Annotated in this window: 23 protein-coding genes; 9 read left to right on the plus strand and 14 right to left on the minus strand. The window is 69.0% G+C overall.

Annotation, left to right across the window (positions count from 1 at the left end; translation table 11 throughout):
• Together EXE46_RS11430 and yciH are read left to right on the plus strand one after the other, a co-directional pair.
• Nucleotides 1–2,204: transglutaminase domain-containing protein (locus EXE46_RS11430; protein WP_241981544.1), on the plus strand; the 2,204-nt coding region annotated here is incomplete at its 5' end.
• A 54-nt stretch (nt 2,205–2,258) separates the two neighbouring features.
• The gene (gene yciH / locus EXE46_RS11435) at nt 2,259–2,552 is read left to right on the plus strand and encodes a stress response translation initiation inhibitor YciH (protein WP_004046732.1); all 294 of its coding nucleotides are present in this window, start codon (nt 2,259–2,261) and stop codon (nt 2,550–2,552) included.
• Nucleotides 2,553–2,759: 207 nt separating this feature from the next.
• Here yciH and EXE46_RS11440 read toward each other — a convergent pair whose 3' ends face one another.
• On the minus strand, nt 2,760–3,593 hold the full coding sequence (locus tag EXE46_RS11440; RefSeq protein WP_137688523.1) for a geranylgeranylglycerol-phosphate geranylgeranyltransferase: 834 nt from the start codon (nt 3,591–3,593) through the stop codon (nt 2,760–2,762).
• Between the two features lie 136 nt (nt 3,594–3,729).
• On the opposite strand from EXE46_RS11440, the gene EXE46_RS11445 reads away from it, so the two are divergent.
• Nucleotides 3,730–4,338, plus strand: a complete 609-nt coding sequence (locus EXE46_RS11445; RefSeq protein WP_137688524.1) for a helix-turn-helix domain-containing protein — start codon at nt 3,730–3,732, stop codon at nt 4,336–4,338.
• Nucleotides 4,339–4,360: 22 nt separating this feature from the next.
• Here the strand turns inward: EXE46_RS11445 and EXE46_RS11450 are convergent, their stop codons facing one another.
• The 3 genes from EXE46_RS11450 to fer form a co-directional block, all read right to left on the minus strand.
• On the minus strand, nt 4,361–5,596 hold the full coding sequence (locus EXE46_RS11450) for a TIGR04347 family pseudo-SAM/SPASM protein (RefSeq protein ID WP_137688525.1): 1,236 nt from the start codon (nt 5,594–5,596) through the stop codon (nt 4,361–4,363).
• Complete coding sequence (locus EXE46_RS11455; protein WP_137688526.1) at nt 5,593–6,042, minus strand: Htur_1727 family rSAM-partnered candidate RiPP; 450 nt, start codon at nt 6,040–6,042, stop codon at nt 5,593–5,595. The genes EXE46_RS11450 and EXE46_RS11455 overlap by 4 nt, the downstream gene beginning before the upstream one ends.
• Nucleotides 6,043–6,301: 259 nt before the next feature.
• On the minus strand, nt 6,302–6,691 hold the full coding sequence (gene fer, locus EXE46_RS11460) for a ferredoxin Fer (RefSeq protein WP_137688527.1): 390 nt from the start codon (nt 6,689–6,691) through the stop codon (nt 6,302–6,304).
• Nucleotides 6,692–6,942: 251 nt separating this feature from the next.
• On the opposite strand from fer, the gene EXE46_RS11465 reads away from it, so the two are divergent.
• Both EXE46_RS11465 and EXE46_RS11470 read left to right on the plus strand, forming a co-directional pair.
• Nucleotides 6,943–7,812: a CheF family chemotaxis protein gene (locus EXE46_RS11465; protein WP_137688528.1), complete on the plus strand. Its 870-nt coding sequence runs from the start codon at nt 6,943–6,945 to the stop codon at nt 7,810–7,812.
• Nucleotides 7,813–7,887: 75 nt separating this feature from the next.
• On the plus strand, nt 7,888–8,784 hold the full coding sequence (locus EXE46_RS11470; RefSeq protein WP_137688529.1) for a hypothetical protein: 897 nt from the start codon (nt 7,888–7,890) through the stop codon (nt 8,782–8,784).
• Between the two features lie 86 nt (nt 8,785–8,870).
• Here the strand turns inward: EXE46_RS11470 and EXE46_RS11475 are convergent, their stop codons facing one another.
• From EXE46_RS11475 to EXE46_RS11495, 5 genes are all read right to left on the minus strand, one after another.
• On the minus strand, nt 8,871–9,755 hold the full coding sequence (locus EXE46_RS11475; protein ID WP_137688530.1) for an MOSC domain-containing protein: 885 nt from the start codon (nt 9,753–9,755) through the stop codon (nt 8,871–8,873).
• A gap of 104 nt (nt 9,756–9,859) precedes the next feature.
• The gene (locus tag EXE46_RS11480; RefSeq protein WP_137688531.1) at nt 9,860–10,093 is read right to left on the minus strand and encodes a hypothetical protein; all 234 of its coding nucleotides are present in this window, start codon (nt 10,091–10,093) and stop codon (nt 9,860–9,862) included.
• Nucleotides 10,090–12,081 (minus strand): TRAP transporter fused permease subunit, encoded by a 1,992-nt coding sequence (locus EXE46_RS11485; protein WP_137688532.1) that lies wholly within the window; start codon nt 12,079–12,081, stop codon nt 10,090–10,092. The genes EXE46_RS11480 and EXE46_RS11485 overlap by 4 nt, the downstream gene beginning before the upstream one ends.
• A gap of 158 nt (nt 12,082–12,239) precedes the next feature.
• Nucleotides 12,240–13,379 carry a TAXI family TRAP transporter solute-binding subunit gene (locus EXE46_RS11490; RefSeq protein WP_137688533.1) on the minus strand — a complete coding sequence of 380 codons (1,140 nt, stop codon included), beginning with the start codon at nt 13,377–13,379 and terminating at the stop codon, nt 12,240–12,242.
• Between the two features lie 284 nt (nt 13,380–13,663).
• Complete coding sequence (locus EXE46_RS11495; RefSeq protein WP_137688534.1) at nt 13,664–14,092, minus strand: universal stress protein; 429 nt, start codon at nt 14,090–14,092, stop codon at nt 13,664–13,666.
• 94 nt (nt 14,093–14,186) lie between these two features.
• Between EXE46_RS11495 and EXE46_RS11500 the strand changes: the two genes are divergently transcribed.
• Nucleotides 14,187–14,819: an IS6 family transposase gene (locus EXE46_RS11500; RefSeq protein ID WP_137688535.1), complete on the plus strand. Its 633-nt coding sequence runs from the start codon at nt 14,187–14,189 to the stop codon at nt 14,817–14,819.
• 70 nt (nt 14,820–14,889) lie between these two features.
• Here EXE46_RS11500 and EXE46_RS11505 read toward each other — a convergent pair whose 3' ends face one another.
• The 4 genes from EXE46_RS11505 to EXE46_RS11520 form a co-directional block, all read right to left on the minus strand.
• A complete protein-coding gene (locus EXE46_RS11505; protein ID WP_137688536.1) occupies nt 14,890–15,711 on the minus strand; it encodes a fumarylacetoacetate hydrolase family protein in 822 nt (273 codons plus the stop codon).
• A 21-nt stretch (nt 15,712–15,732) separates the two neighbouring features.
• The gene (locus tag EXE46_RS11510) at nt 15,733–16,080 is read right to left on the minus strand and encodes a cupin domain-containing protein (RefSeq protein WP_137688537.1); all 348 of its coding nucleotides are present in this window, start codon (nt 16,078–16,080) and stop codon (nt 15,733–15,735) included.
• On the minus strand, nt 16,077–16,865 hold the full coding sequence (locus EXE46_RS11515) for an SDR family oxidoreductase (RefSeq protein ID WP_137688538.1): 789 nt from the start codon (nt 16,863–16,865) through the stop codon (nt 16,077–16,079). The genes EXE46_RS11510 and EXE46_RS11515 overlap by 4 nt, the downstream gene beginning before the upstream one ends.
• 99 nt (nt 16,866–16,964) lie before the next feature.
• On the minus strand, nt 16,965–18,284 hold the full coding sequence (locus EXE46_RS11520) for a DUF362 domain-containing protein (RefSeq protein WP_137688539.1): 1,320 nt from the start codon (nt 18,282–18,284) through the stop codon (nt 16,965–16,967).
• Between the two features lie 161 nt (nt 18,285–18,445).
• Between EXE46_RS11520 and EXE46_RS11525 the strand changes: the two genes are divergently transcribed.
• The 3 genes from EXE46_RS11525 (at nt 18,446) to EXE46_RS11535 (ending at nt 22,223) form a co-directional block, all read left to right on the plus strand.
• Entirely contained in the window at nt 18,446–19,555 is a 1,110-nt protein-coding gene (locus EXE46_RS11525; protein WP_137688540.1) for a mandelate racemase/muconate lactonizing enzyme family protein, read from the plus strand.
• Between the two features lie 31 nt (nt 19,556–19,586).
• Nucleotides 19,587–20,807, plus strand: a complete 1,221-nt coding sequence (locus EXE46_RS11530; RefSeq protein WP_137688541.1) for a mandelate racemase/muconate lactonizing enzyme family protein — start codon at nt 19,587–19,589, stop codon at nt 20,805–20,807.
• A gap of 255 nt (nt 20,808–21,062) precedes the next feature.
• Complete coding sequence (locus tag EXE46_RS11535; protein WP_137688542.1) at nt 21,063–22,223, plus strand: acyl-CoA dehydrogenase family protein; 1,161 nt, start codon at nt 21,063–21,065, stop codon at nt 22,221–22,223.
• A gap of 33 nt (nt 22,224–22,256) precedes the next feature.
• On the opposite strand, the gene EXE46_RS11540 is transcribed toward EXE46_RS11535, so the two are convergent.
• A complete protein-coding gene (locus tag EXE46_RS11540) occupies nt 22,257–23,216 on the minus strand; it encodes a D-2-hydroxyacid dehydrogenase (protein ID WP_137688543.1) in 960 nt (319 codons plus the stop codon).
• Nucleotides 23,217–23,233 lie beyond the last annotated feature (17 nt).

Genomic DNA, 23,233 nt, shown 5'->3' on the forward strand with positions numbered 1-23,233 from the left:
GCCCGGCGGTCGTCGGCGTCGCGGTCGTCGCCGCGGCGTACCTCGGCGTGTTCTTCCAGGTGACGAACGTCGTCGGCGGGACGGCGCGGACGGCGGCCGTCGTCGCCGTCGCGGGGGTGGGGGGCGTCGCGCTGGCGCTGGCCGTCGCCGAGCGGACCGCGCTCCTGCTCGCCGGAGCGCTCTTCGCCGCCGGGCTGGTCGGGTACTTCCTCGCCGTTCCGGAGAGCCAGCGCGCGCTGTTCACCGTGCGAAGCGTCGTCCTGGACGTGCTCGCGCTGTCGACCGGGCTCTCGGTGCTGCGGCTGGCGCTCGCGGACGTCTGGGTGCTCGCGGTGGCGCCCGTGCCGACGTTCCTCGTCGGCTACTTCGCGGGGCGCGGCCGCCACGTCGCGGCCGCGGCGGTCGCGGGCGGGACCCTCGGCTTCCTGGTCCTCACCGGCGACGCGGGGACCGGAGCGGCGGTCGCGGGCGTCGTCGGCCTCGCGCTCGCGGTGGGCCTCTCGACGCTCTCGACCCCGGGCCGGCGTCGGGGCCACGCGGGCACGTTCGCGGTGGTGGTCGCGGCGATGGTCGTCGCGAGCGCGACCGTGACCGTGATCCCGGCGGGCGCGGCGGCCCCGTTGGGGCTCGACCGGGGGACGGCGACGCTGGAGTCGAGCCTGAGCGCCGACGACGAGCTGGAGGTGATCGGGTCCACGCGCCTCTCGCCGGAGGTTCGGTACACGATCGAGAGTCCGGTCGAGCGGAACTGGCACACGGGGGCGTACGACACCTACACGGGCGACGGCTGGGTGAGGGCCGGCGAGCGGTCCGCGCTGGGCGACCCGCTCGCGGGACCACCGGGACCGAGCGAAGCCGTCTCCGTGTCGATAACCGCAGAGACGGAATCGACCGCGCTGCCGGCCCCGTGGAAGGCCGTGTCTGCCTCGGGCGGCGGGGCGGTCGAGGTCGACGAGCGCGGCAGTCTCCGGCTCGCGGAGCCGCTCGAACCCGGCGACCGAGTGAGCGTCGAGAGCCGCGTCCTCGACGCCGACCCCGCGGCGCTCCGGAACGCCAGCACCGACTACCCCGCGGCGATCGAAGAGCGGTACACCCAGCTGCCGGAGAGCACGCCCGAGCGGGTCGGCGACCGAACGGAGGAGATCGTCGCGGCCGCGGGCGCCGACTCGGCGTACGAGCAGGCCGCCGCGGTCGAGGCGTACCTGCGCTCGGGGTACGACTACTCGCTGACCGTCGAGGAGCCCGAGGGCGACGTGGCGGACGCGTTCCTCTTCGAGATGGACGCCGGCTACTGCGTCTACTTCGCGACGACGATGGCGGCGATGCTCCGATCGCAGGGGATCCCCACGCGGTTCGAGAGCGGCTACACCTCCGGGCAGCGGGTCGGGGAGGACGAGTACGTCGTCCGGGGACAGAACGCCCACGCGTGGGTGTCGATCTACGTGCCCGAGCACGGCTGGGTGGCGTTCGACCCAACCCCGCCCGACCCGCGCGACGCCGCCCGCGACACCCGGCTCGCGGAGGCGCGCGCCGACGGGGTCGAGGACGTCGACACCGAGGCGTCCACGCCGAACCAGACGCTGGAGGTCGGTCCACGGACGGCCCAACCGAACTCGATCGGCGGCGAGTCGGAGCCGGGCGCGGACGAGAACGACTCGACGGAGTCGGAGCCGGCGGACGCGAACGCGACGAACGGTACGGGCCTTTCGGAGGCGGACATCTCCCGTCTCGAAGGCGCGGAGGCGGACGGTATCGGGCCGGCCGGCGAGTCCGGCGGCTCCGGGGTCGGCGGGCTCCTGCCGACACCGAGCGCGGAGACCGCGCTCTATTGGCTGCTCGTCGCGGGGCTCGGCGTCGCCGGCGCCCGCCGCACGGGGCTCGCGAGCCGGGCGAGCCGGCGAATCGGCCCGATTCTCCCGCGGCGCCGACGCGATCCGGACGCGGAGGCAGTGCGGGCGTTCGCCGACCTCGAACGGCTGCTCGCCGGGCGCTACCGCGAGCGGCGACCGGGTGAGACGCCGCGGAGCTACGTCGACGCGGTCCGGACGCTCGGCGCCGACGAGCGCGTCGAGACCGTCGCGGCCGCGTACGAGCGCGCCGCGTACGCCGGCTCGGTGACCCGCGACGAGGCCGACGCGGCCCGGCGGGCCGTCCGCCGGCTCGCGCTCGAACGGCTGCCGCTCGTCGGGCGCTTCGTCCGCTGAACGGGGGGCCTCCCGACACTATTTAATATGGGCGTCCTGTAGATTCGGGCTGTAATGTCGGAAGTCTGCTCGACGTGCGGACTGCCTCAGGAACTCTGCGTCTGCGAGGACGTCGCGAAAGAGTCCCAGCAGATCAGCATCCGCATCGACGAGCGCAGGTACGGTAAGGAGGTAACGGTCATCGAAGGATTCGATCCGAAGGACGTGGACATGAGCTCCCTCTCGTCGGATCTCAAGTCGAAGTTCGCCTGCGGGGGCACCGTCGAGGACGGCGCCATCGAACTCCAGGGGAACCACTCGGGTCGCGTGGAGGATTTCCTCCGCGACAAGGGCTTCAACGTCGCGTGACCGTCACCTAACCGTCCGCCGTCGAGCGCCGGTTCGAACCGAACCGGTTTCGGGGGTAGTTTTTAACCGAATCGCGTCCGCGAGCCGCCGCTCCGTTCGATCTCGGACAGCGACAAGTCGCGTCGCCAACCGGAGTCGGTCGTCGCACCGGAGTCGGTCGTCGCACCGGAGTCGGTCGTCGCACCGGAGTCGGTCGTCGCACCGGGTTCAGGCGACCACGACGGCCCGCCCGACGACGAACGCCGCCGCGGCGAGGAAGGTCCCGTACTTGAATCGCTGCTGTGCGGCGCCGGGGTCGACGAAGCTCTCGTAGGTCGCGTACAGCATGACCGCGTCGGCGACCGCGACGACCGCGAGATACCCCGCACCGAGGGTCCCGGTGAGGTACGGAAGCGGACTGACGGCGACGGCGACGACGAGCGCGGCCGCGCCGATCCACAGCGCGGTGCGCTCGCCGACGGCGATGGGCAGCGTCGCGAGCCCCTCCTCGCGGTCGCCGGCCACGTCCTCGACGTCTTTGATCACCTCGCGGGTGAACGTCGAGAGGCCGGCGAGCGCGGCGAGGACGACGACCGCGCGCGGGTTCCCGACGGCGGCCCCGCCGAACAGGAACGTCGACCCGACGAGGTACGCGACCAAGACGTTGCCGAGGCCCGGCGTTCCTTTGAAGACGCTCGTGTACGTGACCAGGGCGACGAGGTTCACCGCGGCGATGGCGATCGCCAGCGGCGGGAGGCTGATCGCGACCGCGACAGCGACCGCGAACCAGCCGATCGCGGTCGCGAGCGCCGCGCGCGGCGAGACCGCGCCGCGAGGAATCGGCCGGTCCGGCCGGTTCACCGCGTCGATCTCGCGGTCGAAGTAGTCGTTGACGGCGTTGCCCGCGGCGACCGCGAACACGGTCGTCGCGGCCGCGAGCGCGGTCGGGAGGACCGCTCCGCTCGCGCCCGCGACGAACGCACCGGTGGCCGTGAGCACCCCGGCGGCGACGCAGTTGCCGAGGCGCGCGAGTTCGACGATACCGCGGAGCGTGTCTCGCACGTCGTCCGCGTACTCCCGCCCGCGAGAAATAAACGGTGCGGGATCGGTCGAGCCGGTCCGCGGTCGCCCCGTGCTGCTCGGCCGGGCTCCGGGAATCCGCCGAAAAGTAAAACGGCTCCCGTCCGTAGCGATGATCATGTCCGACGCCGCCGGCGACGACGGGGGGCGCCGCCTGCGGGTCGACCTCGACGTCGACCCGACCGACGACGGCGGCTGTCCGATCGCCGCCGAGGCAGACGAGGCCGCCGAGGTGGCGGTGAACGCGGTCGGCGACGAGTGCGTCGTCGACGTGACGACGCCGGAGGGCGACGTGTACCGCGGGACCGGCGAGGTCGACGAGGACTGCCTCTGTCACGCGTTCTCGCGGCTCGGCTACGCGCCGCACTTCCGACGCGTCGAGGACGGGACGATACTCGTGACCGCGTACGTCGACGACCGGGCCGCCGTCCGCCGCCTCGTCGAAACGCTCCGCGGCGTCGTCGACGGGGTCCGGCTCGTCCGGCTCGCGGTCGTCGAGGGACCGGACGCGACCGAGCAGGTCACCTTCGACCTCTCCGCGCTGACGCCGAAACAGCGCCGGGGGCTCGAACTCGCGGTCGTCCGGGGCTACTTCGACGACGACCGCGACGTTCGTCTGTGCGAGCTCGCGGACGAGCTCGGGATCAGCAAGTCCGCGCTCTCACAGCGGCTCCGCACCGCGCAGGCGAAGCTGGTGACCGACGTCTTCGAGGGCGCCGAGCGGTGAGCGCGGGCGTCCCGGTGTCGGCTCAGTCGTCGGCGGGCGCGGACCGACCCGCACCGTCGATCCGCGCGAGCGCCTCGTCGCCGGCGCGCTCGGCGTCCGTGAGGTAGCACTTCGGGTCGGGCGCGAACGGGTCGCCGTGCGCCGAGAGCGCGCGCAGCCGCGAGCCCCCCCGACAGATCGACTGGTACGCGCAGTCGGCGCACCGCCCGGAGAGGTGCTCTTCCCGCTCGCGGAGCCCGGCGAGGAGCGGGTTCGACTCGTCGGACCAGATCGCGCCGAACGAGCGGTCGCGGACGTTCCCGGGCGAGTACCCCTGCCAGAACTGCGTGAGGTGGACGTTGCCGACGGGGTCGACGTCGGCGACGCGCTCGCCGGTGGGGTCGCCGCCGTTGCGTTCGAGGTACCGATAGATGAGCCGGGCGCGGTCGGTCCCCATCTCGCGGTCGGCGTACTCGACGAGGTGGCCGGCGTCGGCGTAGTTGCCGACCAGCAGCGTCTCGATCTCCTCGCCCGCGTCGTGGTACTCGCGGGTGAGGTCACAGAGGTCGGTGACCGCCGTCCGGGTCGCCTCCGGGCTCAGGTCGACGTCGGAGATGTCCGCGCCGCGGCCGCCGTAGTCGAGGTGGTAAAAGCAGAAGCGGTCGACGCCGACGTCGACGAGCAGGTCGACGACGCCGGCGAGGTCGTCGACGTTGTGCTCGGTGATCGTGTACCGCAGCCCCGTCTTGAGCCCGACGTCGAGGCAGGCTTCGATCCCGCGCACGGCGGCGTCGAACGCGCCCTTCTCGCCGCGGATGCGGTCGTTGCGCTCGGGGAGGCCGTCGACCGAGACCCCGGCGTACTTGAGCCCCGCGTGCTTCAGCTCGCGGGCCCGCTCCCGGGTGAGGAGGGTGCCGTTCGTCGAGAGGACCGGGCGGACCCCGCTCTCGTCCGCGTGCTCGATCAGTTCGGGCAGGTCCTCGCGCACGAGGGGTTCGCCGCCGGAAAAGAGGAGGACCGGGACGCCGAACTCGGCGAGGTCGTCGATGAGCGCCTTCCCCTCCGCGGTCGACAGCTCGTTCGGGGCGCCCTCGGCGTCCGCACCGGCGTAGCAGTGCTCGCAGTAGAGGTTACAGCGCTTCGTGGTGTTCCAGACGACGACCGGGCGGCGCTGTTTCTCCTCGGTGATCTGCGGCTCCTTCGAGCCGTCGGCCGCGTCGTAGCGGAGCCCGTCGCTCTCGGCGTCGAGGCCGCACAGCAGCTTGCTGACGGAGATCATCGCGACCCCTCCGCGGGCGATTCGGCGGCGTCGTCTCCGTCGCGGTCGACCGGCGCGCCGCCGGAGGAGGCGGTCGGCGTCCCCTCCGTCTCCTCGTAGACGCGCTGCTCGGTGTCGGCCGCATCCTCGGCGGCGGCCGCATCCTCGTCGTCGTCGGGCGCCTCGCCGTCGTCAGCCCCTTCCGGAGCTCCGGTCGCCCCGTCGTCCGCCATCGACGCCGCGGAGTACCGCGACACCTCCGCGGCCGGACACACCCACACGTCGCGGGCGTACCACGCGAACAGCTTGCTCGCCTCCTCGTGGGCCGCGTCCGGCGTCGGCGCCGCGACCGTGCCGACGTGGCGGAGCGGGTCCGACTCCTCGTCGCGGACGAACACCTCGAACCGGCGACCGTCGGCCGATCGAACCCCGCTCGCGTCCTCGCTTCGATTCGTCTTCTCGACCATACCCCCGATACGGGCGGTCCCCCGAACGGGGTTTCGCGCGTTCTCACGGCCGCGAAACTCGCCCGAACTGGTTCGGGAGAGGGCCGCGAGACGCGGTCGCCACTCAGAGGGTGCGGATCGAAGCGGGAGCCCGGTCGCTACCGTTTCGAGAACCCGGTCGCTATCGTTTCGCGAGACCGGTCGCTACCGTCCCGAGGAAGTCGAGGACCGCGGGCGTCGCGATCCCGTGTGAGAACGGCCCGTTACCAGAAAGATCCGATCAGATGACGCGGTTCTGTAGGTAGTCGAGGTGTTTCGCGTTGTAGACGATCTTGACCTCGTCGGTGGCCGGGCTCCCGATGCAGGTGAGGCGGACGTTCTTCTCTTCGACCTCCTCGTCGGAGAGGATCTGCTGCATGTCCATCTCGATGTCGCCTTCCTTGACGATGGACGCGCAGTTCGCGCACGCACCGGCGCGACACGAGAAGGGCCAGTCGTAGCCCTGCGCCTCGGCGGATTCGAGGATGTACTCGCCCTGGTTCACTTCGAGGGTGCCGTAGTCCTCTTCGTCGAGGCCGGCGTCGGCGGCCTCCTCGAAGAGATCGTCGTCGTCCATCGACCAGCCGTGGTCGTCGAGCACTTCGTAGTTGAGGTATTCTACTGTGGGCATCACCTGCCGGTTTGAAGCCCACCTCATTAGGCTTTGCTGTTCCCTAGCCGGCGGGGCCGCCGCAGGATCCGAGCGACCGAACACGTTCGACCCGGCTCGGTGCCGCGAACGGGGTGCGGTCCGCCGCGGTCGGCCGTTCGCTCCGATCGCCGCCACCGTCCGTCCGGTCTCGGCGCCCTCGTGACAGAGGGTTATCACGACTGATACGAGACGGGTAACAATAAATAGCGTACGGCGCTCAGAGGGTACCGATGGAGGAGTCCGTCGTCGCCGACTTCGTCGGCCGGGTCCACGCGGCGAGCCTACCGACAGACGAGCCGGCGACGGGTCGCGTCCTGTTGAGCCAGCGGCGGCTCGTCCTCGCGACGGACGGCGGGAAGGAGACGATTCCGCTCTCGCGGATCTTCGACGTCGTCGTCGGGAACGTCCCGGGGGAGCTGCGCTCGTTTTTCAACGACAGCGTCACCGTCGCGTACGAGCGCGACGGGTCGCGGCGCTCGGCGCTCGTGGAAGGCGAGCCGGACGACATGGACAAGTTCGTCAGGCTGCTGTTCAAGGCCCTGTTGCGGGACGTCACCGTGACGGTGCGCCACCCGGCGAAGGTCGGCGGGCGCGTCACGGACGCGACCGATCACCGCGCCTCGGTGACGGTGGCGCCGGGCGAGATACGGTTCGGGAACTGTCCGGAGCCGTTCGCCGTCGACCTCTCCGCCGTGATCGACTACGAGCGGACCGACCGTACCCTCGACGGGACGAAGCGCCCCGCGCTCGTGTTCCGGCACGTCCTCGACGAGCGGACGGTCACGTCGATAGCGACCGTGCCGAACAAGCGCGCGCTCAACATCCTCGGCCGGTACATCAAGATCGAATACGACGAGGCGATGGAGGAGCTCGACTCCTTCGACCCGACCGAAGAGCAGCTGGAGATCCTCGTCTCCATCTACTCGGCCGGCGGGGAGGCGAACATCGCCGACGTGATCACCGGCGACGTCGCGCAGACGTCGATGATCCTCGACACGCTCCGCGAGGCCGACCTCGTCGCGGACGGTGACAGCGGCACCACGCTGACCCGGAAGGGACAGATGATCGTGAGCACCTACCTCGAATCGGTCAACGCCTGACGGGGAGTTCGAAACGGTCCGTAACCCCCGGCGGTGGGGGGAAGTTTGATGCTTGTGTAACCGTAGGTACTGCCCATGAGAGACCGTGACCACCGCGGGGAGGCGACGGCGCTCGACGCCGCGGCCCGCGAGCGGGGAATCGACGGACCGACCGGAGAGCGGTCGGGCGGGGGCGAGACCGGTTCGGGACCGCGAACCGCCCGCGTGCCGGCCGACCACGACCACGACACGTTCTCGGTCGAGGGGATAGACACCGACCGCCGCGAGGGAGTGCTGGAAGCGGTCCTGCGCGACGTCGACGGCGTCAGCGCCGCCTCGGCGACGCGGCGCAACGGGACGGTGGGCGTTCACCACGCCCCGTCGCTGTCGCGCGGCGCGATCCGCGAGGTGCTCGAAGCGTGCGGGCTCGTCGTCGCCCCCGGCGACGAGGCGTTCGAGGCGCGGCGCGCCTCGCAGTTCGCGTCCGCCCGCGTCGCGGTCGCGGTGCTGTTCGGCCTGATGGTCGCGACGCCGTACGTCGCGGTGCTGTACCCGACCCGCGTCGAGTGGCTGTTCTACGACCCGGTGACGGTCCAGTACCTCCAGTCGATCCTCGACTCGCAGATGACGACGCACTTCTTCATCAACCTCGGCGCGCTCTCGGGGATCGCGTTCCTCGTCGCCTGCGGGCCGACGATCCGGCGCGCCGCGGCGGCGGTACGCGACGGCGAGTTCACCAACGAGGTCGCCTTCGTGGGGAGCGTCGCCGCCCTCTACGGGTACAGCACGCTCGTCGCGTTCACCGGGCTAGCGGGCGCGGTCCACTACGACCTCGTCGCGTACGCGGTCGTCGTCGCGACGCTCTGGACGCAGTTCGGCGTCACGGACACGGCCTTCGACCCCGCGCCGAACGGCGAGGACGACGCCGAGGAAGCCGCCGACGCCGACCCCGACCCCGACGAACCGGTCGCGATGACCGACGGCGGTCGCTGACGGGGTCGCTCCGCTCGGCTGCGGCCGTTCGTCTGTATCGTCTGTACCCTTTTCCGTCGCCTTCGCCGTTTCCCTGCGGAGCCCACCTACGCGGTCGGCGTCCCGTTCTCGTCGACAGCCACGAGACCGTCGACGGCGACCGCGTCACCGACCGCCAGAACGTCCCCCCACGAGCGCTCCTCGACGACCGTGTTCACCATCAGTCGGAAGTCGTGGTCGAAGCGGTCGCTCGCCGTCCACTCGGGCAGCGTCTCGCGACGCTTCCGGACGAACCGCTCGCGGAACCCCTCGATCTCGGCGCCTGTGTCCGGATTCCGAGAGGGGACCACACAGCGCTGGCACGGGTTGACGCCGATCAGTTCCGTGTCGCCGACGGCGACGCGGACGCCCTCCCCGCTGTCGGCGAACAGTCGGTCCTCGAAGAACGCGGGGCAGTCGTCTAAGACGACGTTCGGGCGGAGTCGGCGCCGCATCTCCGTCGCGTCGGCCACCTCGTCGAACCACGAGGCGACGGTCTCCAGCGTCGCGCGGGAGACGACGGTCGGGCCGTGAGCGGCGCGGTCGTCGGGGAAGCCGCCGCTCCGGTCGCGGACGAGGTCGACGGCGTACCCGAGGTGTTCGCCGACCCAGTCGGCCAACTCGTCGCCCTCATCGGGGAGCGCGAACGTCCGCTCGTCGGCCGGGGCACGCGCCGTTTCCGGTCGCGAGAGCGTCACCGCGGTCGGCGTGGCGTCGGTCGGGCCCGCGAGGTCGTACTCCGCGCGGAGGCCGTGGACCGCCGCCTCGCTCTTTCCGTTGACGTAGCCGCCGCCACCCCCGACCGAGGCCGTCTCGGGGTCGACGCCGGCCTCGACGAGCGCGTACGAGCGGTCGCCACGGAGCGCGCCCGCCGGACCGATCGCGGCGCGGTCGACGGCGACGCCGTCACAGGATTTCAGGGGATACGCGAGGAGTTCGGCGACGCGTGTCATGCCCCGAGTTCGACGGGGCGAATAAAAAGCGATCTGGCGCGGGAGTCGGAATTCCCGAACGAATCACCGCGGGGTCCGGAACCGACCGGACGCCGCCGGCGGCCTCACAGCAGTTCGAGGAAGATGAGGAGCCACCAGACGTAGCCGCCGGTGAGCGCGATCGCGGTGAGGAGTTCGAGGGCGCCGACGTACTTCGAGCCGTGCGTGCGACGGAACGCCTGAATCTTCTCGACTTGGTTCCACACCGGCAACAGCGGGTCCGGGATGATCTCTCCGAGGCCGCCGGCCTGCTGTGCGGACTCCTCGGCGACCGATTCGGGAGAGTCGTCGTCGCTCATTGGCTCGCCCCCCTGCCGAACGGCAGCGTGAGACCGCGGATCATCACCTTTTCGGCGATGAACACGGCGGCGAAGACGGCGATTCCCGCGATCTTCGCGGTGTTGTTCGGGTACACCATGATGAACAGGCCGAGCGTCGCGAGCAGCGCGCGCGCGCCGATCTTCCGCCCGGGGCGCATCTTGAACGGGTAGTTCAGCCCGTAGATGATCGCCACCGCGCCGAGCAGCACGAGCAGTCCGACGTACAGCGTGTACGCCCCGACGTCCATCGAGATCAGGCCGGGGTTGTAGACGAACGCGACCGGCAGGACGAAAAGCGGCGCGGCGATCCGGATCGCCGCGCCGCAGGTCCGCCAGAAGTTCGCCTCCGCTATCCCGGCCGCGATCACCGCCGCGGTCGCCACCGGTGGCGTGATCCCCGCGAGGATCGCCGCGTAGAACATCGTGTAGTGGGCCGTGATCGGCGCGACGTTGAAATCGGAGACGAACGTCGGCACGATGAGGATGGCCACGATGACGTACGCGGCGACCGTCGGCATACCGACGCCCATCAGGATGGCGACTCCCATCCCGAGCAGCACCGCGAACAGCAGCACGCCGCCGGAGATGTTGATGAGCAGCAGCGCGATCTTCGCCGGGATGCCGGTCGTGCTGAAGAGGTTCACGACGCCGCTGATGACGACGAGGATGATCGCGATCGGCGCGAGGATGATCGCACCGCGACGGATTCCGTGAACGGTGTTTTTCACCTGCGTGACGAGCTCGCCGGCCGGGCCGACGCCGCTGTTGTCGACGAGCCGCTGGATCGGCGGCATGAGCGTCCCCGTGACCATCATCGCGACGACCGTGTACAGCGCGGACGTCATCACGGTGTACTGCGCGACCCCGAGGAGGTAGATGAGTATCCCGAACGGCACGCCGAACCGGATCGCCTCGAACACCTTTTTCTCCGTCGAGAGCTCCTCGTCGAAGAACTCCGAGAACTCCATGTCCTGACTGCTGGAGTCGGAGATGGCGAGGTAGTGAACCGCGATGGAGATGGACGCCACCAAGATCGCGGCCGGAACGAGGCCGGCGACGACGATGTCGAGGTACGGGACGCCGAGGTACGACGCCATCACGAACGCGGACGCGCCCATCACCGGCGGAAGCACCTGCCCGGACGTGGAGGCGACCGCCTCGATGCCGGCCGCGCGGTGTCCAGCCATTCCGGACTCCTGCATCGTCGGGATGGTGAACGACCCCGTCATCGCCGCGTTCGCGGTGTAGGAGCCGTTGATCGAGCCGATGACCGCCGAGGAGAGCACGGCGGTCTGTGCGATCCCCGACTCGATGTACTTCGCGGCCACGATGGCGACCCGCAGGATGAGGTCGAACGCGCCGTACGCGAACAGCAGGCCGGCGTACAGCAGGAACGGGGCGATCCACGACGCGGTGATCTGCGTGAGGCTCCCGTAGAACCCGTACAGGTCGGTGACGGTCGCTTGGAGCAGCGTCGCCTGGTTCATCCCCGCATGACCCAACACGCCCGGCACGAGGTTCCCGTACATCGCGTACGCGAACACGCCGATGATGAGCCCGAGGAACACGTTCCCGAACTCGCGCCACGTGAGGTACATCAGCGAGAGGACGACGAGCCGCGCGAGCATGTACTCGTGTTCGAGCGCGTACCCCTGCCGCAGGAGGTACACGTCCTGGAAGTTGAGCGCGAAGAACGCCGAGGCGGTCATCAGCGACAGCGACGCCGGGATCAACACGGCGCCGTCGATCCACTCGCCGTCGCTGATGGCGAGCCGCGTCTCGTTGAGCGCGTACACGGTCAGGATGCCACCGACGAACGCGGTGGCGAACTGCACCTGTGAGATCGTCTGCGTCTGCGCCCAGTAGAGCACGCCGGCCCAGAACAGCAGCGCCGCCGCCGTGACCGTGACGTCGAGCCCCCGCAGCAGTCCCGACTCAGAGTCCGTCGAGGCCGTTTCCGTACTCATTGGCGTCGTCGTACGTTAGGTGGGACGTTCGGTTGTCCGGGCGTGATTGAGAGTGTCATAGTTGATGTCTGGATTGTCGGTTACGTGGTTGGTGATTTTAAATTACTGATCGGTACGCCTCGGATATCGTGGGGGGAGAGCCCCCGACTACCGGCCGATCAGGCGCTGTCGCCTTCGGTCAGGCTGTCATCCCACGCGTCGTTGTCCCGGTAGTACTGGACCGCACCGCGGTGGACCGGGATGTTCTCTCTGGCCGACCCGAGCATGTCCGCGGTGGACTCGAAGTCGTTGAACTGCGCTTCGCCTTCGTTGACCGTGTCGTTGTGTTCGTCGACGACGCGGCACAGCTCGTAGACGGCGTCCGGGTTCGCCTCGGGGTTGAACGTGTAGTTCACTTCGAGGTTCCAGTGGAACACCTCGTCCGTGCCGATGTCGGTGTCCGCGATGGGCCAGTCGTCGTAGCTCGTGGTGCCGGTGCCGGCGCCCGGGTACGACTCGGCGGACTCCATGAGCGCGTCCGTCGGCTCGACGTAGTGGATGTCCGTTCGGGAGGCGATCTCCTGAACGAAACCGGTGTATCGCACGCCGGGCGTCCCGTACGCGATACTGGCGTCGATCGTCCCCTCCTCGAACGCGCCGGGCGCGGAGTCGACGCCCATGTTCTGGATGTTCATCTGGTCGTAGATGTCGGCCGTCGGCTCCTGCGACCAGACGTCGAGCGTCGTCGCGCGCGTCGAGTACCCCGGCTCGGCCGGGTAGACGTTCGCGCCGGCGAGGTCGTCGAAGGTCTCGATCCCCGTGCCGTCGCGAGCGATGATATAGATGGCGTACGGGAACGCGTAGAACCCGTACTGCGGGATGCGTTCCACGGGCTGTTCGGAGAACGCACCGGTCTCGTCGAGCGCCTTCGACAGCGAGTTGTTGTCGGTGATACCCGCGTTGAACTGATTGTTCGCCATCCGGCGGATCGTGCCGATGTACCCCGGGCTCTCGATCGTCGAGTAGCTCAGGGTGTCGCTCTCCTGGCTCACCGCGCGCTCGACGGCGAGTCCCACGTCTTGGGTCCCGCCGGCCGACGTCCCCACGCGGAGCGAGAGGTCCTGGCTCCCGCCGTCGGAGCCGTCGCTACCGTCGGAGCCGTCGCTACCGTCAGATCCGTCTCCGCCGTCGGACCCGTCGCTACCATCGGAGCCGTCGCCGCCGTCGCCGCCGCCGCCGGAACAGCCGGCGAGTCCGGTGATGCCTACAGCGCCGGTACCGTACAGGAACTTACGACGATTGACTGAGTTCTTCGACATACTCAACTGAGTACATCCGGTCGATCATTAACAATGTGTCTGTTTATTTCAGTTCAAAACCCGAGAATCTCACGGTCTTTCATGGTATCTAACACGTCACGGCCTCCGGCACAGAGCCGTGCGGAGACTTTCCGTCCCCGTAGCGTCGGGGTGAATTCGACGTATCTCGTCTCATTCCACAGTCGACAGCGCGACCGACCGTGCCGCGGCCGCCCCGTTCTTTCAATTGTGTTACAGTAACAGGTTCCGGTCGAGATGGCGCGGCCCGGCGTCGGGGGAGATCGTCACTCGTCGAGGATCACCGTCACCGGACGGTCCGCCGCGAGCAACACCGACTGGGTCGTGCTCCCGAACAGCATCTTGCCCGTCGGGCTCCGGCGCCGCCCGCTCATGGTGATGTTGTCGACGTCGAGTTCGTCGGCGACCTCGATGATCGTCTCGGCGGGGTCGCCGTGTTCGCGCCGGCGAGACGTTTCGACGCCCGCCTCAGTCAGCCGGTCCTCGACGTCGTCGACGCTCTCGGGGTAGTTCTCATCATTCCACACCTCCTCGGAGTCGACGCGGCCGCCCTCGCCGCTCACTTCGAACCCCTCGTACACGTTGAGAATCACCGCCTCGACGTCGGAGTCGGCGTTCGGTAGCGACGCGACGGAGTCGGCCGCGGCGAGCGCGTGGTCGACGTCGCCGCCGACGGGTAGCAGTACGCGGTACATGGTGACACTCAACCGAACAGGGGATGATAAATCTGTCTGCCGTGGCGGCCGCGGTGTTAAGTTAAGGAAGAGGCGGAGCGAAGTTCTAGTGCCTATGCCAGAAATCGCCCGCCTCACCGAGTGTACCGAGTGGATCGACTTGGAGTTTGTGGAGCGAGAGCGGACACCCCGGTCGATCATTGAAAAGGGTATTCGCCACCATCTCGCAGGATTATCACTTTCGAATACAGTTATTCTTCTTGAGGAATTGGGTGTCAAGAGAAGTCGTGTCGCTGTTCACAACTGGGTACAGAAAGCTGATTTACAGCCAGCTGGCGGTGAAAGCCCGGATCGCGTTGCGGTCGATCAAAAGGCGATCCGGATCAATGACGAGCAGTATTGGCTGTATGCTGCCGTCGATCCGGAAACAAACAGAATCCTTCATTCACGGCTATTTCCGACGTACACGATACCGATCGCACGAGAATTTCTCACAGAATTGGCCGAGAAACACGACGTTGAAGACGCCCTGTTTCTCGTCGATGACGCCGACGATCTGATCGGTGGGCTCCGCCGCGAAAACTATAGCTACCGCGTCGAACAACACGGCTTCAGAAACTCCGTAGAACGTGTCTTTAGAGAAGTAGAACGACGAACCTCTTCGTTTTCAAACTGTTTCAGCCACGTCGGTCCACCGACCGCGGAAAACTGGTTACAAGCCCACGCCGTCTGGTGGAATCATGTTTAAGTTAACACGACAGTGGCGGCTCGACGGCGCCGATCGGGGGCGGACGGCCGCGCTCTGCGACCCGGTCCGCCTACCGCGTCACCGGCGCGTCGACCGTCCCGATCGACTCGACGACCGCCCGCACCTCGTCGCCGGGGTCGATGGGCGCCGCACCGGGCGTGCCGGTGCTGAACAGGTCGCCCGGTTCCAGCGTCATCACGTCGGAGTGGAACGAGACGATCTCCGCCGGCGGGAACAGCATGTTTCGGATCTCGTTTTCGGCCTTCACCGCGCCGTTGACCTCCGTCCGCACGGAGAGCGCTTCGAGGTCGAGCGGCTCCTCCGGCACCGCGAGCGCGGCGCCGGGCACGAGGAACGTGTCGTAGCTCTTCGCCCGCGTGAGGAAGCGCGGATTCCGCTGGAGGACGTCCTCCGCGGTCATGTCGATCACGGGGAGGTAGCCCGCGACCACGTCGTCGACGTCGCCCTCGTCGACGTTTCGGCACGACCGGCCCATCACGACGGCGAGCTCCGCCTCGGCGGTCACCCGCTCGCTCTGTTCGGTCGGCGGCAGGCGGATCGGCCCGCCCGGCCCGGTCAGGACCGACGACGGCTTCATGAAGCTCGCCGGCTCCTCCGGGCGCTGTTCGTCGAGGTCGCCGGCGTGTTCCTCGTAGTTCAGCCCGATCCCCCACAGCTTCCCGAACGACTCTAGGGGCGCGCCGAACGAGAGGTCCGCGGCCGGGACGGGGTCGGCGGTCGCGTCGGCGACGTCGCCGAGCGTCCCCGCGGCGGCGCGGGGGAGCGCGTCCCGGACCGTCTCCAGGTCGGGCTCGACGGCGCCGAGGGGGACGTACCCCTCGTCGTCGCCGAGCAGCGGGTCGCCGGTCGCCGTTCGCGCGAGGTACTTCATTTCGGGGTCGCTCCGTTCATCTCACTCATCCCGGTCCGTCCAGAAGTCGAACGAGCGCCCGGGCGCGAACACGTCGAGGCCGACGGCGAGCTCGTCGCCCGTGTTCTCGACGCGGTGGGGTTCGTTGGACTCCAGGAGGACAGAATCGTTCTTCTGGAGCGTCACCTCGTCGTCCTCAGTCGCGACCGTGAGCTCGCCCTCCAGACAGAGGCACACCTGCTCGTTCTCGTGGTCGTGCATCGGCGAGCTGTGGCCCGGCGGCTTCTCGAACCACTCGAAGGAGAACCGGTCGCTGCCCGCCATCGACACGCGCCGCCACCCCTCCTCCGGCTCGTAGGTCTCCGCCTCGTCGAACGGGACGGGCTTCATAGGTTCGCTCCGGTCGAGCCGCCGTCGATCGGGAGCGCGGTGCCGTTGACGTAGCCCGACTTCGGCGACGAGAGGAACGCGACGGTGTTGCCGAGCTCCATCGGGTCGCCGATGCGTTCGAGCGGGTTCCCCGCCCAGTCGTCGAGCCCCTCCTCGTAGGAGTCGTAGTCGCCGCGGTCAACGGCGGCCTCGACGAGGTCGCGGATCCGGCTCGTCTCGTGGGGGCCCGGGAGGACGGCGTTCGCGCGTACCTCCGGCGCGAACTCCTTCGAGAGCGTCTTCTCTAACCCGATGACGCTCATCCGGACGGAGTTCGACAGCACGAGGCTGTCGATGGCCTCCTTCACGCTGCGGGAGGTGATGTTGACGATCGTGCCGCCGTCGCCCTCCTTGAGGTGCGGATACGACTCCCGCGCCAGCCGGACGACGCTCATCACGAGCAGGTCGTAGGCGTGCTGCCAATCCTCGTCGTCCGTGTCGAGGAACGCGCCCGAGGGCGGCCCGCCCGCGCTCGTCACGAGGTGGTCGATCGTGCCGAACTCGTCGACGGTCGTCTCCACGAGCGCCGCGACCTCGTCGGCGTCAGTCAGATCGGCCGGCTGCGCGACGATCTCGCCCGTCGCGACCGCTTCCACCTCCTCCTTGGCGGCCGCCAGTCGCTCCTCGTCGCGACCGTTGATGACGACGTTCACACCCTCTCGGGCGAGCGCCTTCGCCGATGCCTTGCCGAGTCCGCTGGACGATGCCGTGACGAGCGCCGCGTTTCCGTCGATCTGTAGGTCCATGCACTACCGATTCCGAGTGTCGGGTGAAAACGTTTTCTTACAGGCAACCGGAGCGGCTGTCTATCGGCCGACACGACGGCCGCGAGACCGCGTCGGCCACTAGTTGTCCCCGTCGGCGTCGGCCGCGGCCTCGAACGCCGCCGTGCCGTCGTCGAACCCGACCGTCTCGCGACCGACCACGCTCGCCGCCTCGGGGAGGTCGTCGACCACGGCGTCGGAGACGTGAAGCTCGCCGAGGTCCTGCGTGTTCGGGATCCAGACGATTCGGACCGTCTCGGGGTCGTACCCGCCGAGCGCCGCCAGCGCGGTCCGGAGCGCGAACTCGTCGTCGGGCGCCACCACGGGGAGCTTCGACTTCGCGAGCGACCCGCTCGTGAGCGCGTTCGCGTAGGTCTTCTTCAGATCGAGCTGGTCGACCGCACGCTTCCGGGTGAGGTCCGCGAGCCCGATCCCGTTGCCGTTCCCCTTCGTCGCCTCGGTCAGCCCCCGCACGTAGATGAGGTCGATGTCGGGCGTCTCCGGGTCGGGCGCGTTGAGGACCCGGTAGCGCCCGATGACGTTCGTGTCCATCCCGGCGCCGGAAATCTCCTTGCCGATCTCGTCGATGACGAGGAGGTCGACGTCGTCGACCGGGAGCGTCGGCATCTCGTCGTACGCGCGCTCCAACAGCTCCGGCTCGCAGTCGAGGAACGACCCGGCGGGGACGGCCTCCAAGTGACCGATCTCCTCCTCGAAGTTCTCGACGAGCGCGATCCCCCCGACGAGCGGGGTCTCCCGCTCGATGACGTCGAGCGCGGCCGTCAGCGTCTCGACGTACCCCTCGGCGATCGCCGTCGAGTGGAACGACTTCGCGCCGCGCTGTTTGCCGAGGCCGACGACGGTCATCTTCGCGAGCCCGCTCTCGATCGGCCCGGTGAAGTTGGTGTGGGCCTTCACGCGGTTCACCACCAGCACCGCGTCGGCCGCCAGCGCCGCCTCCGAGAAGTACACCGGGAGGTCGACGTCGCCCACCGGCACCGTCGCCAGCTCCGCGGCCGCCATGCGCGCGTCGATCGGCGCGCCGACCGACTCCTCGGTGATCCCGAGGGCCTCCAGCACCTCGCGCTGTCCCTCGGCGGTCGCGCCCCCGTGGCTGCCCATCGCCGGCACCACAACGGGGTCGAATCCGCGCTCGGCAATCTCGTCGACGACCGCCGCCGCGACCTCGTCGATGCGGTCGATCCCGCGGCTCCCGACGCCGACCGCCACGGTCGCGCCCGGGTCGAGGGCGTCGAGGTCGAGTTCGTCCAGCTCCGCCCGCGCCGCCCCGACGGGGTCGTCGAGGCGCTCCGTCTCCGGCTCGTATCGGACCCGCGCGAACCCCGGAAGCGGCTGCGGCTCGATGAGACCGTCGACGTCGGAACGCTCGGGAAACTTCATGTGACCCCCTCGCGGCGGCGATACAAAAACTGCTGGTGAGAAACCGCCGCCGAGTGAGCGTATCGCCGATGCCGGAAATGTGATTATATTGCCAATACAGGGGCTGTGAGAGCATTGCCGATACAGGGGTCTACTTGTACCCGTGTGACGCCGCACCACTCATGGAGATAACCGAAGTCGAGTCGTTCCCGATCAAGCTGCCGCTGGAGTCGCCCGTCTCCTTCTCCAACCGGACGCTCACCTATCGGGACCACGCGATCACGTACGTCCGGACGGACACCGGCCACGAGGGGGTCGGCTACTCGCTGGGGTACGAGGGGGCGGGCCTCATCGCCGACGCGGTCGAGTCGCTGCTCGAACCGATCCTCGTCGGCGAGGACCCCCGCGACACCGAGCGGCTCTGGCACGGGATGTACGAGGGGAACGTCCAGATCGGCCGAACCGGGCTCTTCTTGCGCGCCATCTCGACGGTCGACATCGCGCTCTGGGACGTGAAGGCGAAGGCCGCCGACATGCCGCTTCACAAGCTGCTCGGCGGCCACGCGGAGTCGGTGCCGTCGTACGCCAGCGGCGGCTACTACCGCGACGACAAGGGCCACGAGGCGCTCCGCGGCGAGATGCGACGCTACCTCGACGAGGGCCACGACGTCGTGAAGATGAAGGTCGGCCGCCTCTCGGCCGACGAGGAGGCGGAGCGCGTCGCCGCGGTGCGCGACGAGATCGGCGACGAACGCACCCTGCTCCTCGACGCCAACGGCGTCTGGGAGTCGAGCACGGAGGCGCTCCGCAACTGCCGCGCGTTCGCGCCGTACGACCCGTACTTCATCGAGGAGCCCGTGATGATCGACCGGGTCGACACGATGGCCGAGGTGAACGACGGGCTCGACTACCCCGTCGCCACCGGCGAACTGGAGGGGACTCGTCACAACTTCGCCCGGCTCGCCGACACCGGCGCGGCGACGATCCTCCAGCCCGACGTCACCGTCTGCGGCGGGGTCACTGAGTGGCTGAAGATCGCCAACCACGCCTCGGCGTACGACATCCAGATCGCGCCCCACTACAACTGGAACATCCACGCCTCGCTGCTCGGAGCCATCGAGAACGGCCTCTGGGTGGAGTACTTCTACCGCGACATGGACGTGAAGGCGTTCGACGACGTCGTCGCCGACCCCGTGAAGCCCGGCGACGACGGAACCATCGACCTTCCCGACCGCCCCGGCCACGGCGTGCCGCTCGACGAGGACGCGCTGGAGCGCTTCAGAGACGACTGACCCCGACACACCCGAGAAATCACCACCACACATGCGAGACTACTCAGACCAGATCGACACCCGCGACCCGGACCGAGACGTACAGATCACCGGCCTCGACGCCTGCGTCGTCGAGGGGAACTTCGAGTGGAACCTCATCAGAGTGGAGACCGACGCCGGCGTCACCGGCATCGGCGAGGCGTACCGGGGCGGCGGCGTCCCGGAGCTCGTCGAGTACACGAACCGGTTCCTCGTCGGCGAGAACCCGCTCGACGTCGAGCGGCTCGTGCGGTACATCTTCCAGGAGATGTCGGGCCACGGCGGCACGACCGGGAAAGTCGTCACCGCGGCCTCCGGCATCGAGATCGCGCTGCTGGACGCGGCCGGGAAGATCCTCGACCTCCCCGTCTACCAGCTGCTCGGCTCGAAGTACCGCGACGAGGTACGGCTCTACTGCGACTGTCACGCCGGCGAGGCGTACGCGGTCGAGGACGGCGCGACCACCTACGCCGAGGCGGAGGCGTACTCCCCGGAGGCGTACGCCGCCGAGGCCGCCCGCGTCACCGACATGGGATTCTCCGCGCTGAAGTTCGACCTCGACCTCCCGGCCGACAACGAGAACGACCCGTACAACGGGCGCCTGACGAACGCGGCGATCCGAGAGAAGAAGGAGATCGTCGCCGCCGTGCGCGAGGAGATCGGGTACGACGTCGACCTCGCCTTCGACTGCCACTGGGACTACTCCGTCGAGAGCGCGAAGCGGCTCGCCCACGAGCTGGAGGAGTTCGACCTCATGTGGCTCGAAGACCTCGTCCCGCCGGAGAACATGGACGCCCAGAAGGAGGTGACGAAGGCCACCCGGACCCCCGTCGCGACCGGCGAGAACCGGTTCCGCGTGTTCGAGCTCTCCGATCTCATCTACGACCACGGCGTCGACATCGTCACGCCCGATCCGACGACGGTCGGCGGGCTCTCGGAGACGATGCGGATCGCCGACCGCGCGGAGGAGAACTACATGCCGCTGTCGCCGCACAACGTCTGTAGCCCCGTCGGGACGATGGCCTGCGTCCACCTCGGCGCGGCGACGCCGAACTTCGACCTGCTGGAGTACCACGCGCTGGAGGTCGACTGGTGGGACGACCTGCTGGCGCGCGACGAGCCGCTGATCGAGGACGGCCGCATCGCGGTGCCGGAGGCACCCGGGCTCGGGATCGAACTCGACGAGGCCGTCGTCGAGGAGCACCTGCTCGACGGGACCGACGGCTGGGCCTGAGGCGGTCTCGGCCGGAGCCTCGGTTCGGCCGCGCTCCTTGCCCGGACCTCCCGCCGTCTCGGGCCGCGCTCCTTGCCCGGACCTCCCGCCGTCTCGGGCCGCGCTCCTTGCCCGAACTCCCCGCCGTCTCGGACTCGCGCTCGCCGCTCGGACGACGGGCGCTCGTGTCAGTTCAATCGGTTGACCGAAGTCCCGATTTCGGACGACTGACCGACACAACTATACTTATTTATCCTTGGGATCGCAAGCGATCGTATGCTGGATTACTTCGACATGGAGTCGACCCTGTCCGAGGAGGAGCGACTGCTCGTCGACTCGGCTCGATCGTTCATCGACGGCGAGGTCGACGACATGGGAGACCACTGGATCGAGGGCACGTTCCCCACGGAGCTCATCCCGAAGATGGGCGAGATGGGCTTTTACGCGCCGAACCTCGACGGGTACGGCCTCCCGAACGTCAGCGAGCGGGCGTACGGCCTGCTGATGCGCGAGCTGGAGGCGTGCGACTCCGGGCTCCGCTCGATGGCGAGCGTCCAGGGCGCGCTGGTGATGTACCCGATCCACGCGTTCGGCAGCGACGAACAGAAGGAGGAGTGGCTCCCGAAGCTCGGCGCCGGCGAGGCGGTCGGCTGCTTCGGGCTCACGGAGCCGGAGCACGGGTCGAACCCGTCCGCGATGGAGACGATGGCCGAGCCGGACGGCGACGAGTACGTCCTGAACGGCTCGAAGACGTGGATCACGAACTCCCCGATCGCGGACGTCGCGGTCGTGTGGGCGAAGGACCACGGCGAGGAGGGGACGCCGGTCCGCGGGTTCCTCGTGGAGACCGACCGCGACGGCGTCACGACGAACAAGATCGACGAGAAGCTCAGCCTCCGGGCGTCGATCACCGGCGAGATCAGCCTCCAGAACGTCCGCGTCCCGGCCGAGAACCGCCTCCCCGGCGTCGAGGGGATGAAGGGCCCGCTGTCGTGTCTGACGCAGGCACGGTACGGCATTGCGTGGGGGGCGATCGGCGCCGCACAGGACTGCTTCGAAGTGGCCCGCGAGTACGCCACCGACCGCGAGCAGTTCGGCAAGCCGATCGGCGGCTTCCAGATGCAACAGGAGAAGCTGGCGGAGATGGCGACCCAGATCACGCTCGCCCAGCTGCTCGCCCACCGGCTCGCGGACCTCAAGGAGGCCGGCGAGATGCGACCGCAGCACGTCTCGATGTCCAAGCGGAACAACGTCCGGATGGCCCGCGACCAGTCGCGCATCGCCCGCGAGATGCTCGGCGGCAACGGGATCACGGCCGACTACTCGCCGATGCGCCACATGGCCAACATGGAGACGGTGTACACCTACGAGGGGACGCACGACATCCACACCCTGATCCTCGGCGAGGACCTCACGGGGCTACAGGCGTACCAGTAAGGAGTCGCGCCGCGACCCGCCAGAACCGCTTTTTCAGGCCACCTGATTCTCCAGTCCCTCGTACGCGCCCGTCTCGTCGGCGCGTTCGAGGTTCGCGACGAGCAGGTCCGCGCGCCGCTCCCAGTAGCGCGGCGTGTGGCCCGCGACGTGGGGCGTGAGGAAGACGTTCTCGAACCCCCACAGGTCGTGGTCGCTCGGGAGCGGCTCCGGGTCGGTGACGTCCAGCGCCGCGCCGTGGAGCGCGTTCGACCGCAGCGCGGCCACGAGCGCCGGCGTGTCGATCACGCCGCCGCGCGCGACGTTGACGACGACCGCGTCGGTCGGCAGCGCGTCGAACTCCGTCTCGCCGATCAGCCCCTCGGTCGTCTCCGTCAGCGGGCACGCGAGGACCAGCACGTCCGTCCCCGGCAGCACGTCCGGGAGGTCGCCGTAGCCGACGACCTCGTCGGTCGAACCGCCCTTCTCCGGCGAGTAGCGGACCCCGATCGTGTCGACGTCGAACGCCGCGAACCGCTCCGCGACGGCCTCGCCGATCGCGCCGAGGCCGACCACCGTGACGGTGCTGCCGGCGACCTCGGTGAACGACTGGAAGCGCCGCCACTCGCGGCGCCGCTGGCGACGACGCCCCTCGTCGAGCCGGCGCGCGAACGTCAGCACCCAGCCGAGCACGTGTTCGGCGACGTTCGGGGCGTGGACGCCCGAGGCGTTCGTCACCGCGACGCCGCGCTCGGCGAGCCGATCGAGCGGGAGGTGATCGACGCCCGCGGAGTTACACGCGAACAGCCGCAGGTTCTCGGCGGCCGCGACCTCGTCGGCGTCGATGTATTTCCCGGTGACGACCGTCGCCTCGCGGAGGTAGCGGTCGTGGTCGGCCGGCGTCGCCGCGAGGCGCACCTCGTGGTCGGGGAGCCGTCGGGCGAGTATCTCCGCGTAGTCGGCCGCGGGGATACCGTGCGCGTGGTGGTCGAGGACGGCGACGTCGATGGCGGACATGGTCGACGCGTCGCGGC

This window comes from Halorubrum sp. GN11_10-6_MGM (genome assembly GCF_005435165.1).
Taxonomy (GTDB): Archaea; Halobacteriota; Halobacteria; order Halobacteriales; family Haloferacaceae; genus Halorubrum.